The sequence below is a fragment of the Microbacterium sp. genome, assembly GCF_041909575.1.
In the GTDB taxonomy this organism is placed as follows: Bacteria; Actinomycetota; Actinomycetes; order Actinomycetales; family Microbacteriaceae; genus Microbacterium.
Genome location: NZ_JAYRDE010000085.1, coordinates 1 through 11185, shown reverse-complemented (window position 1 = coordinate 11185; position 11185 = coordinate 1). Strand labels below are relative to the sequence as shown.

11 protein-coding genes are annotated in these 11185 nt (G+C 71.2%); 7 read left to right on the top strand and 4 right to left on the bottom strand.

Annotated elements, in window-relative coordinates; genetic code table 11:
* Window positions 1–64: 64 nt before the first annotated feature.
* The gene (locus ACE3O1_RS11680; RefSeq protein WP_374315201.1) at window positions 65–445 is read left to right on the top strand and encodes a MaoC/PaaZ C-terminal domain-containing protein; all 381 of its coding nucleotides are present in this window, start codon (window positions 65–67) and stop codon (window positions 443–445) included.
* Window positions 442–1578 carry a UDP-N-acetylmuramate dehydrogenase gene (locus tag ACE3O1_RS11675; RefSeq protein ID WP_374315199.1) on the top strand — a complete coding sequence of 379 codons (1137 nt, stop codon included), beginning with the start codon at window positions 442–444 and terminating at the stop codon, window positions 1576–1578. Before ACE3O1_RS11680 ends, ACE3O1_RS11675 begins: the two co-directional genes overlap by 4 nt.
* A 203-nt stretch (window positions 1579–1781) precedes the next feature.
* On the opposite strand, the gene ACE3O1_RS11670 is transcribed toward ACE3O1_RS11675, so the two are convergent.
* Window positions 1782–2984, bottom strand: a complete 1203-nt coding sequence (locus tag ACE3O1_RS11670; protein WP_374315198.1) for a pyridoxal phosphate-dependent aminotransferase — start codon at window positions 2982–2984, stop codon at window positions 1782–1784.
* Between the two features lie 185 nt (window positions 2985–3169).
* Between ACE3O1_RS11670 and ACE3O1_RS11665 the strand changes: the two genes are divergently transcribed.
* Genes ACE3O1_RS11665 through ACE3O1_RS11645 form a run of 5 tightly spaced genes read left to right on the top strand, consistent with a single transcriptional unit; the run spans window position 3170 to window position 7164 of the window.
* Window positions 3170–4072 carry an ABC transporter ATP-binding protein gene (locus ACE3O1_RS11665; RefSeq protein WP_374315197.1) on the top strand — a complete coding sequence of 301 codons (903 nt, stop codon included), beginning with the start codon at window positions 3170–3172 and terminating at the stop codon, window positions 4070–4072.
* Window positions 4069–4935 carry an ABC transporter permease gene (locus ACE3O1_RS11660; RefSeq protein WP_374315196.1) on the top strand — a complete coding sequence of 289 codons (867 nt, stop codon included), beginning with the start codon at window positions 4069–4071 and terminating at the stop codon, window positions 4933–4935. Before ACE3O1_RS11665 ends, ACE3O1_RS11660 begins: the two co-directional genes overlap by 4 nt.
* Window positions 4936–4956: 21 nt before the next feature.
* Window positions 4957–6162 carry a sensor histidine kinase gene (locus ACE3O1_RS11655; protein WP_374315195.1) on the top strand — a complete coding sequence of 402 codons (1206 nt, stop codon included), beginning with the start codon at window positions 4957–4959 and terminating at the stop codon, window positions 6160–6162.
* Window positions 6159–6782 (top strand): response regulator, encoded by a 624-nt coding sequence (locus ACE3O1_RS11650; protein ID WP_374315194.1) that lies wholly within the window; start codon window positions 6159–6161, stop codon window positions 6780–6782. The genes ACE3O1_RS11655 and ACE3O1_RS11650 overlap by 4 nt, the downstream gene beginning before the upstream one ends.
* 58 nt (window positions 6783–6840) lie before the next feature.
* Window positions 6841–7164 carry a hypothetical protein gene (locus tag ACE3O1_RS11645; RefSeq protein WP_374315193.1) on the top strand — a complete coding sequence of 108 codons (324 nt, stop codon included), beginning with the start codon at window positions 6841–6843 and terminating at the stop codon, window positions 7162–7164.
* A gap of 49 nt (window positions 7165–7213) precedes the next feature.
* On the opposite strand, the gene ACE3O1_RS11640 is transcribed toward ACE3O1_RS11645, so the two are convergent.
* The 3 genes from ACE3O1_RS11640 to aceB form a co-directional block, all read right to left on the bottom strand.
* On the bottom strand, window positions 7214–7549 hold the full coding sequence (locus ACE3O1_RS11640; protein ID WP_374315192.1) for a YciI family protein: 336 nt from the start codon (window positions 7547–7549) through the stop codon (window positions 7214–7216).
* Window positions 7550–7721: 172 nt separating this feature from the next.
* Complete coding sequence (locus ACE3O1_RS11635) at window positions 7722–9317, bottom strand: isocitrate lyase (protein ID WP_374315191.1); 1596 nt, start codon at window positions 9315–9317, stop codon at window positions 7722–7724.
* A gap of 26 nt (window positions 9318–9343) precedes the next feature.
* Window positions 9344–10990, bottom strand: coding sequence for a malate synthase A (gene aceB / locus ACE3O1_RS11630; RefSeq protein WP_374315209.1), 1647 nt, complete (start codon window positions 10988–10990; stop codon window positions 9344–9346).
* Window positions 10991–11185 lie beyond the last annotated feature (195 nt).

Here is an 11185-nt window from a genome sequence, read left to right as displayed (position 1 = left end):
CCGCGGTGTTGCGGGGGGGGGGGGGGGACGTTGGGGGGGTTTCGAGTGCCGGCGGGGGGGGGTGGTGGGCGCCCCGCGCCGGGTGCACCTCACCCGGGAGTCGCTCGTGCGCTATGCCGGAGCATCCGGCGACTTCAACCCCATCCACTACCGCGACGACGTCGCCGCCGAGGTGGGGCTGCCGGGCGTCCTCGCGCACGGCATGCTCACGATGGGCCTGTCGGTCGAGACGATCGTCCCGTGGCTCGGCGACTCGGGTCGCATCCTCGAGTACGGCGTGCGCTTCACCCGCCCCGTGGTGGTCGACCCGGCGTCGGGTGCGGACGTGTCGATCGTCGCGAAGGTCGGGGCCGTCGAGGACGGCGCCGCGCGCATCGACCTGACCGTGTCGCACGCCGACACGACGGTGCTCGGCAAGGCACAGGTGCGCGTGCGGACCGCATGACCGAGGTCGATCCCGTTCCGCTCTCACGCCTGACGACGCTCCGCACGGGCGGCGCGCCGGCGCGCATGTTCGAGGCGACCACGACCGAGGAGCTCGTGGCCACGCTGCGCGAGGTCTGGGCCGATGGCGACCCCTGGTTCGTCCTCGGCGGGGGCTCGAACCTGTTCGTCGGAGATGAGCTGTTCGACGGCACGGTGGTGCGCATCCGCACGACGGGCATCGAGCGGATGCCGTCCCCCCGGCCGGGATTCGCACGGCTCCGGGTGCAGGCGGGACACGACTGGGACGCGCTGGTGGCGTACTCGGTGGAGGCCGGCCTCGCCGGCATCGAGGCCATGTCCGGCATCCCCGGCACGGTCGGCGCGGCCCCGGTGCAGAACGTCGGCGCCTACGGCCAGGAGATCGTTCAGACGCTCGTCGAGGTCGATCTCGTCGACGAGTCGACGGGCGAGGTGTCCACCGTGCCGGCGGCCGACCTGGGGCTCGGGTTCCGCACATCGGCGCTCAAGCACCACTACGGATCGGCTCCCGCCCGACGCGCCGTGATCCTCTCGGTCACGCTCGAACTGGCGGAGGTGGGGCACGAGCAGCGCCCGACCGCGGGGGAGCAGCTGCGCAGCGCCCTCGGTCTGGGCGTCGACGACACCGTGTCGGTCGGGTGGGTCCGCGAGCACGTCCTCGCGACTCGCGCGCGCAAGGGCATGGTGCTCGACGACGACGACCCCGACACGTACAGCGCCGGGTCGTTCTTCCAGAACGCGGTGGTCTCGGCATCCTTCGCCCGCACCCTGCCGGCCGCCTGCCCGCGGTGGCCCGTCACGCCCGACCTCGACCCCGTGCTGGTGATCCCCCTCTCGGCGTACGAGGGCTACGTGCCCCCGCCGGCGGCGGTCGAGTCCGACGTCAAGGTCAGCGCGGCCTGGCTCATCGAGCACTCCGGCGTGCGCAAGGGCTTCAAGCTGCCGCGCTCGCGCGCGGCGCTGTCGTCGAAGCACGCCCTGGCGCTCACGAATCGCGGCAACGCCACCGCTGCCGAGCTCGCCGAGCTCGCGCGCTACATCCAGGGCCGGGTGCAGTCCGAGTTCGGCCTGGTGCTCCAGCCCGAGCCCGTCCTGGTCGGCGTCGAGCTCTAGCCCGCGCCGGGGCTGCTGCGCGGGTCTCCGCAAACGGCGCAGGTGCAACTGCGCCACGAGGGTGAAGCTGCGCGCTCATGTCGAAAAGACCGGTCGGTCACGGAGACACGCCGGGAGCGGATGCCGCGGCACGGCGCGTCGCGCGCGGAGCAGTCTTTTCGTCCCAGCCCGTCGGCGCGAGGCGTGCGGGCCGGTAGGGCCGGTCAGGCGGCGAACAGGTCCTGCAGGCGGCGGATGCCCTCGAGGAGCGCGTCGTCGCCGAGCGCGTACGACAGGCGCAGATAGCCGGACGGTCCGAAGGCCTCGCCGGGCACGACCGCGACCTCGGCCTTCTCGAGGATGAGGTCGGCGAGCTCGAGCGTCGTCGTCGGGGTCGCCCCCTGCCACTCGCGGCCGAGAAGTCCGCGCACGTCGGGGTAGGCGTAGAACGCGCCGAGCGGGTTCGGCACGGTGACGCCGTCGATCTTCGACAGCTCCGACACGATCAGCCGGCGACGCCGGTCGAACGCCAGGCGCATCTGCTCGGCCTCGCTCTGCGGGCCCGACAGGGCTGCCAGCGCGGCGCGCTGGGCGATGTTGTTCACGTTCGAGCAGAGGTGCGACTGGAGGTTCGCGGCCACCTTGATCGCGTCCTTCGGGCCGACCATCCAGCCCAGGCGCCAGCCGGTCATGGCATAGGTCTTCGCCACGCCGTTCACGAGGATCGTCTGGGCCGCGGCATCCGGCACCGCTTCGACGATCGAGACGGCGCGCACGCCCTCGTAGACGAGGTTCTGGTAGATCTCGTCCGAGATGATCCAGATGCCGTGCTCGACGGCCCACTCGCCGATGGCGCGGGTCTCCTCGGGCGTGTACACGGCGCCGGTCGGGTTCGACGGCGACACGAAGACGAGCGCGGTCGTGCGGTCGGTGCGCGCGGCCTCGAGCTGCTCGACGGTGACCTTGTAGTCCTGGTCGGCGCCCGCGAACACCTCGACGGGCACGCCGTCGGCGAGGGCGATCGCTTCGGGATACGTCGTCCAGTAGGGCGCCGGCAGCAGCACCTCGTCGCCCGGGTTCACCACCGCCTGGAACGCCTGGTACACGGCCTGCTTGCCGCCGTTGGTCACTATGACCTGCGAGGGGTCGACCTCGAGGCCGGAGTCGCGCAGCGTCTTCGCGGCGATCGCCTCGCGCAGCACGGGGAGGCCCGCGGCAGGGGTGTAGCGGAAGTTCGACGGGTCGGTGAGCGCGGCCGCCGCGGCGTCGACGATGAACTGCGGCGTGGGGAAGTCCGGCTCGCCCGCGGCGTACGAGATCACCGGGCGACCGGCGGCCTGGAGGGCCTTCGCCTTGGCATCGACCTTGAGCGTCGCGGACTCGGCGATGGCGGAGAGCTTGCGGGAGAGCGGGGCGCGTTCTGTCACGCCTTCGAGCGTAGTCCGCGAGCGCCCGCGGGAGTGTCCGGAATGCGCATCGCAGCCGGACGGCGGGAGGCGCGGACGGCTGGACCCACGGCCTGACGGCGGAGGCGCGGCATCCACCGAATGGGGGATGCCCGCCCGACGAACGGCCGCTCCCCGCCACCCCGCCGCCGCGGGAACGTGGAGTCATGGACGAGAACGTGGTGCGGGTGCGGAACCTGCGCAAAGAGTATTCGGGCCGGGCGGTCGTCGACGACGTGTCGTTCGACATCGCCCGGGGAGAGACCTTCGCATTCCTGGGGCCCAACGGAGCCGGGAAGTCGACGACGGTGGAGATCCTCGCGGGCTTCCGGCGGCGAAGCGGGGGCGAAGTAGCCGTGCTGGGCGAGGACCCCGGCCAGGCGGGTCTCGCGTGGAAGGCGCGCCTCGGCGTGGTGCTGCAGTCGGCCGGCAGCCTCGGCGCGCTGACGGTGAGGGAGTACGTGCGGCAGTTCGCCGGCTTCTTCCCCGCTCCGCGCGACGCCGACGAGGTGATCGCCGCCGTGGGCCTCGAAGCCCAGGCCGATCTGCGCGTCGCGAAGCTCTCGGGTGGTCAGCAGCGCCGGGTCGACGTGGCCCTGGGGATCGTCGGCGATCCCGAGCTGCTGTTCCTCGACGAGCCGACCACGGGCTTCGACCCGCAGGCGCGGCGGGACTTCTGGGCGATGATCCAGGGGCTCTCCGCCCAGGGCACGACCATCGTGCTGACGACGCATTACCTCGAAGAGGCCGAGCACCTCGCCGACCGGGTCGGCATCCTGGTGGGCGGGAGCCTGAGGGCACTGGGCCCGGTGGCATCCATCGGCGGCCCGGATGCCCGCACCCCCCTCGTGCGGTGGCGCGACGCGACCGGTCCGCACGAGCACCGCACGGCGGAGCCCGGACGGTTCGTCGCCGAGCTCGTCGCCCGCACGTCTGCCGAGCCGGACGAGGTGCAGATCGTCCGCCCCTCGCTCGAGGAGGTCTATCTCGACCTCGTCGGCGAGACCCCCGTCCCCACCGAACCCCCGGCCGTCAGCGAGCCGGCGACGCAGAAAGAGACAGCACGATGAGCACCCTGATCCGCACGACCGAGACCCGCGGCATCCGTGCCCCGCGTCGCGCCCCGGGCATCTTCGCCCTCGGAGCCTGGCGCACCCGGTTCGAGCTCACGCAGTACTTCCGCTCGTTCGACACGCTGGTGTTCACCTTTCTCTTCCCGATCGTCATGCTCGGCCTGTTCAGCGTGGCGTTCGGGGGCGAAGGCGACATGCAGCCCGCCCCCGGGCTCCCGCCGATCCCGATCGGCCAGGCCTACCTGCCGGCGATGCTCGCCGCCGGGCTGCTCCTCTCGGGCTTCCAGAACCTCGCGATCGACATCGCGATCGAGCGATCCGAGGGCATCCTCAAGCGGCTGGGCTCGACGCCGCTCTCGCCGGTGAGCTACTTCCTCGGCAAGATCGGCCAGGTGGCGATCACGGGCGTGGCGCAGGCGGCGCTGATCCTGAGCTTCGCAGCGCTCGTGCTCCGCGTCCCGCTGCCGACCGAGCCCGAGAAGTGGGCGACGTTCGGGTGGGTGTTCGTGCTCGGGATCGTGTCCTCGTCGCTGCTGGGCGTGGCGATCTCGTCGGTGCCGCGCACGGCGCGCAGCGCGACGGCGGTGGTCATCCCGATCGTGCTCGTGGTGCAGTTCGTGTCGGGGGTCTACCTCTTCTTCTACATGCTTCCCGAGTGGCTCCAGACGGCGGCGAGCTTCCTGCCGGTGAAGTGGATGGCGCAGGGGATGCGGTACGTGTTCCTCCCGGACGCCTACGCGGCGCTCGAGCAGAACGGCGAGTGGAATCTTCCCGGCGTCGCGCTCGCCCTGGCCGTATGGCTGGTGATCGGACTGGTGCTCGCGCGCCTCACCTTCCGGTGGATCCGGCGCGACGCGTAGCCTCGGGCGAGGGAGACGCACATGCTCAATCGGCGATGGTGGGACGCGGCGGTGATCGCCGCGTCCCTCGTGATCGCGGTCGCGATGACCGTCGGGGTAACGCCCGCTTCGGCGATCGACCTCGTGGTGGCGTCGGCGGCGATCCTCGTCTTCGCCGCCGCCTACTTCTTCGTCGCCCGGCCCGGACTGCGCGATCGCCGGCCGTGGCGACTGCCGGTGTTCGCGGGACTGGCGGCGCTGGCGATGGCGGCGGGATGCGCCGCGCAGCCCTTCTTCGCGATCTTCCAGGCGATCGCCTACCCGCTCGTCTGGGTGCTCGCGTCGGGCCGGCGACCGGCGATCATCGGATCGGCGACCGTGGCGCTCGGCGTCTTCGCGGGCGTCGCGCTGTTCGCCGGCGTCTTCGCCGGCGGCGCGGGGGTGCCTGCCGCGCTCGGCACGGCGATCGCCTCCGCAGCCTTCGGTCTCGCGTTCGCGATCGCCTTCGGGCTCTGGATCTCGGGCATCGTCGAATACGGCGAGGAGCGCGCGCGCCTGGTCGCCGAGCTCACCGCCGCGCAGAGCCAGGTCGAGTCGCTCAGCCGAGAGCGGGGTGCGGCGGCCGAGCGCGAGCGGCTCTCGCGCGACGTGCACGACACCCTCGCCCAGACCCTCGCCGGCCTCACGATCCTCGCGGAGCGTGCCGGTCGCCAGCTGGCGGACGGACGGACGGATGCCGCGGCCGACACGATCGCGACGGTCGAGCATCTCTCTCGCGACGCCCTCGAGGAGGCACGCGCCATCGTCTCGCGGACGGCGGCGGTACCGTCGGATGCCGCTCTCGGCGATGCCGTCGAGCGCCTGGTGAGCCGCTTCCGCGCGGAGACCGGGCTGACGATCGACCTCGAGCTGCGGCTCGACTCCGACGGCGTGCTGGGGCGCGAGTCGCAGCTCGTGCTGCTGCGCTGCCTGCAGGAGTCGCTGGCGAACGTCCGCAAGCACGCCGCCGCGACGCGCGTGAGCGTGCTCGTGTCCGCTGGATCCACCGGCGGAGCCCGCCTGGAGGTCGTCGACGACGGCGCCGGCTTCGAGCCGGACTCCCGGCGCGACGGCTTCGGCCTGGAGGGGATGGCCGAGCGGGTGGCGCTCGCGGGCGGCGGCTTCGAGGTGTCCTCGAGCCCGGGGTCGGGGACGTCGCTCGTCGTCCGGCTCCCCGGAGCGGCAGCGGCCGAGGAGGTGCCCGGATGATCCGGCTCGTCATCGTCGACGATCACCCCGTCGTGCGGGCGGGGCTGGTCGGGATGCTGTCGGACGAACCCGGCTTCGAGGTCGTGGGCGAGGCATCCGACGGCGACCAGGCCACGCGGATCACCGCCGCCACGTCACCCGATGTCGTGCTGATGGACCTGCGGATGCCCGGAGTCGACGGGGTGGCGGCGACCGCCCGCATCACGGCGGAGGGCAACGCCAAGGTGCTCATCCTGACGACGTACGAGTCCGACGACCAGATCCTCGCCGCGATCGAGGCCGGCGCGTCCGGCTACCTGTTGAAGGCGGCGCCGCAGGCCGAGATCGTCGCCGGCATCCGCTCGGTCGCCGCCGGCCAGACCGCCCTGTCGCCGCAGGTCGCGGTGCGCCTGGTCGAGCGGATGCGCGCTCCCGCCGCCGAGACCGTCCTCACTGCGCGCGAGACCGAGGTGCTGCGGCTCGTCGCCGCCGGACACAGCAACAAGCAGATCGCCCTCGCGCTCGGCATCGGCGAGTCCACCGTGAAGACCCATCTCCTCAAGGTCTTCGACAAGCTGGGCGTGGCCGACCGCACGCGCGCCGTCACGCTCGCCATGGAGCGGGGACTCCTGCGGGACTGACGGCGCAGACGTCCGCGCCATCCACAGGCGGAGCCGACTCATAGGCGGGGCGGGTACGGTGTCCGTCGTGGGTGTATGGGTGTGGGGCACGGTCGTGCTCGCGATCGTGCTGGTCATCGCGGGCGGGATCGCCTGGTGGCTGGCCCGGGGCTGCGCCCTCACGCGCACCGGGGCCCTGGGCGCGGTGCTCGGCGGCGTCGTGGCGCTCGGCGCGCTCGCGATGGTGCTCGACACCGACGCCGCCCTGACCGCGGCGGCCTCGTTGACGATCGTGTCTGGCGCGTGGCTGCTCGGCTGGGCGCTCGCGGGCGGCATCCGCGGCCAGCGGCTGCTGCGCGCCGAAGAGGCCGCAGCCCTCGCGCAGGATCCCGCGCGCCGCTGACGCGCAGGGCGCGGACTCGTCGTGAGACCGCGCCCCGCCGCGCGCCGGCTCAGAGGTCGAGCGGCCAGAGCGCGCGCAGCTCGAGGGTGCCGTGCGTCGCCATCGGATGCCGCGTCGCTACCTCGATCGCGTGATCCATGTCCCGGCACTCCAGGATGTCGAAGCCCGCGATGACCTCCCGGGTCTCGGCGAAGGGACCGTCGGTGACGACCACCTTCCCGCCGCGGCGGCGCACCGTCTTGGCGCGCTCCGGCGGCTGCAGCCGGTCGCCGTCGACGTTCACACCGGCCTCGGTCGTCTCGGCCGACCACTCCCCGATCGTGAGCACGGGCTCTTCGGACGTGTCCGCCTCGGGGTCGGCCAGCACCAGCATCAGAAATCGCATCGTCGGTCCTTTCTCTTCGAGCGACGTTACGACCAGGGCGTCGAACGGGCGGTCAGCGGATCGACGAAACGACGAGAAGATTCTGCCCCGATCCGCTCGCAGGCGGGGGGTGGGGATGACGGATGCCTCGGCACCGCGCACAGGGGCGGGGCCGAGGCATCCGGTCTTGGCGTCAGCTGAACTGGTTCATCGTGTTGTGCTGGCCGCCGGCCTTGAGTGCGGCGTCGCCGGCGAAGTACTCCTTGTGGTTGTCGCCGATGTCGCTGCCGGCCATGTTCTGGTGCTTCACCGTCGCGATCCCCTCGCGGATCTCGCGGCGCTGAACGCCCTTCACATAGGCGAGCATGCCCTCGTCGCCGAAGTAGCCCTTGGCCAGATCGTCGGTCGAGAGCGCGGCCGTGTGATATGTCGGCAGTGTGATGAGGTGATGGAAGATGCCGGCGCGCGCGGAGCCGTCGCGCTGGAACGTGCGGATCTTCTCGTCGGCCAGCTGGGCCAGCGCGGTGTCGTCGTACGCGGCGTTCATGAGGTCGCCGCGGTCGTAGCCGGAGACGTCCTCGCCCTGCTCCGCGAGCAGGTCGTACGCCTGCTGCCGGAAGTTGAGCGTCCAGTTGAACGACGGGCTGTTGTTGTAGACGAGCTTCGCGTCGGGGACCTCCGCGCGGATCGCATCCACCATGCGCGCGATCTGCTCGACATGCGGCTTCTCGGTCTCGATCCACAGCAGATCGGCGCCGCCCCGCAGCGAGGTGATGCAGTCGAGCACCACGCGCTCCTCACCCGTCCCGGGCCGGAACTGGTACAGGTTGCTGGGGAGCCGCCTCGGGCGCAGCAGCCGGCCGTCCCGCTTGATGACCACGTCGCCGTTGCCGAGATCAGCGTCCGAGATCTCCTCGGCGTCGAGGAAGGCGTTGTACTGGTCGCCGAGGTCGCCCGGCTCGTGGGTGACGGCGAGCTTCTGCGTGAGCCCGGCGCCGAGCGAGTCGGTGCGGGCGACGATGACTCCGTTCTCGATGCCGAGCTCGAGGAACGCGTAGCGCACGGCGTTGACCTTCGCGAGGAAGTCCTCGTGGGGGACGGTGACCTTCCCGTCCTGGTGCCCGCACTGCTTCTCGTCCGAGACCTGGTTCTCGATCTGAATCGCGCAGGCGCCCGCCTCGATCATCTTCTTCGCGAGGAGGTAGGTGGCCTCGGGGTTGCCGAAGCCCGCGTCGATGTCGGCGATGATCGGCACCACGTGGGTCTCGTAGGTGTCGATCTGCGACTGCACGAACTCCGCGGCGGTGTCGTCGCCGGCGGCGCGCGCCTCATCGAGCCGGGTGAAGAGCAGGTCGAGCTCACGGGCGTCGGCCTGGCGCAGGAAGGTGTACAGCTCCTCGATGAGCGCGGGTACCGCGGTCTTCTCGTGCATCGACTGATCGGGCAGCGGGCCGAACTCCGAGCGCATCGCCGCCACCATCCACCCCGACAGGTAGAGGTAGCGCTTGTTCGTGGACTTCAGGTGCTTCTTGATCGAGATGAGCTTCTGCTGCCCGATGAAGCCGTGCCAGACGCCGAGCGACTGGGTGTACACCGACGAGTCGGCGTCGTACTCCGCCATGTCGCGGCGCATGATGTCGGCGGTGTACTGCGCGATCTCGAGTCCCGTGCGGAAGCGGTTCTGCGCCCGCATGCGGGCGACCGACTCGGGGTCGATGGCGTCCCAGGGGGAGCCGTGCCGCTCCTTGAGCGCGCGGACGGCGTCGATGTCGTCCTGGTAGGTGGTCATGTTCGTTTCCTTTGCTGTCGTGGGGTTCACGCGGGGTCGGTCTCGACCAGGTAGCGCGAGTAGGCGGGCAGGGTGAGGAAGGCCGGGAAGTCCTGACCCAGCGCGACCTCGCGGAAGAGCGCGGCGGCGTCGTCGAAGCGGTCGCCGTCTCGGCGCTCGACCTCGCCGAGCACGTCGCCGATCAGCCCCTCGACGTACTCGCGGGTGATCGCGGTGCCGTCCTCGGTGGCCCGGTCCTGGTGGATCCACTGCCACACCTGGCTGCGGCTGATCTCGGCGGTCGCGGCATCCTCCATGAGGTTGTCGATCGCGACGGCGCCCAGTCCGCGCAGCCAGGCCTCGAGGTACCGGATCGCCACCGACACGTTGGCGTGCACGCCTGCGGCGGTGATCGGCCGGCCGATGTGCACGTCGATGAGCTGCGACGCCTCGATCTCGACGTCGGGACGCTGCCTGTCGAGCTGGTTCGGACGCTCGCCCAGCACCGCGTCGAACTCGGCCATCGCGACCGGGATCAGGTCGGGGTGGGCCACCCACGTTCCGTCGAAGCCGTCGCCGGCCTCGCGGTTCTTGTCGGCGGCGACCTTCTCGAACGCGCGCTGGGTCACCTCGGGGTCGCGCCGGTTCGGGATGAAGGCGCTCATGCCGCCGATCGCGAAAGCCCCCCGCTTGTGGCAGGTCTTTACGAGCAGCTCGGTGTACGCGCGCATGAACGGCACGGTCATCGTGACCTCGCTGCGGTCGGGGAGGACGAAGCGCGCCCCCCTTCCGCGGTAGTTCTTGATGATCGAGAAGATGTAGTCCCAGCGGCCGGCGTTGAGGCCTGCGCAGTGATCGCGCAGCTCGAACAGGATCTCCTCCATCTCGAACGCCGCGGGCAGCGTCTCGATGAGCACCGTTGCGCGGATCGTGCCGTGAGGGATGCCGAGCCGCTGCTCGCTGAAGGTGAAGACGTCGTCCCACAGCCTCGCCTCCTCGCTGGACTCCAGCTTGGCGATGTAGAAGTAGGGACCGCGGGCGTTCGCGATGAGCTGCTGCGCGTTGTGGAAGAAGTACAGGCCGAAGTCCACGAGCGAGCCGGATGCCGCCATCGTGCGGCCGGTGCGGTCGGTGAACCGGATGTGCTCCTCCGTCAGGTGCCAGCCGCGCGGTCGCATCACGATGGTCGGCGTGCGCTCGGCGGTGACGCGGTACTCCTTGCCCTCGGGGCTCGTGAAGGACAGCTCGCCGCGGATCGCGTCGCGCAGCGAGAGCTGGCCCTCGATCACGTTCTTCCACGTCGGGCTGGTCGCGTCCTCCTGGTCGGCCAGCCACACCCGGGCACCGGAGTTGAGGGCGTTGATCGTCATCTTGGGATCGGTCGGGCCGGTGATCTCCACGCGGCGGTCCTCGAGACCGGGCCCCGCACCCGCGACGCGCCACTCGGCGTCCTCGCGGATGTGACGGGTGTCGTGGCGGAACTGGGGGTCATGCCCGTTGCCGATCTCGAACCGGCGGCGCATGCGGTCGGCGAGCCGGTCGTGGCGCCGCGCCGCGAAGCGCTGGTGCAGCTCGGCGAGGAAGCCGACCGCCTCAGGGGTCAGGATCTCGTCGTAGCGCGGTCCGAGGCGTCCGGCGATCTCGATCGCCGGCTCGTGGGTCTGGGTGGGGATCGGTCCCGTGCGGGTGCGCATCGGGGTGGCCGTTGCAGGGGTCATGTCGCTGTCTTCCTGTGTCGCGTGTGTCGAGGGTGGGATGCCGGACCCGGCAGGTGCGCCGGGTCCGGACGATCCCGTGATCCGCGTTCTGGGCCGATCGGCGGTGTGTCGTGTGTCCACTCTGCGGGGAAGTTCGGGGTCACTCCCGACGAATCCGGGTGTGAAGTTTCA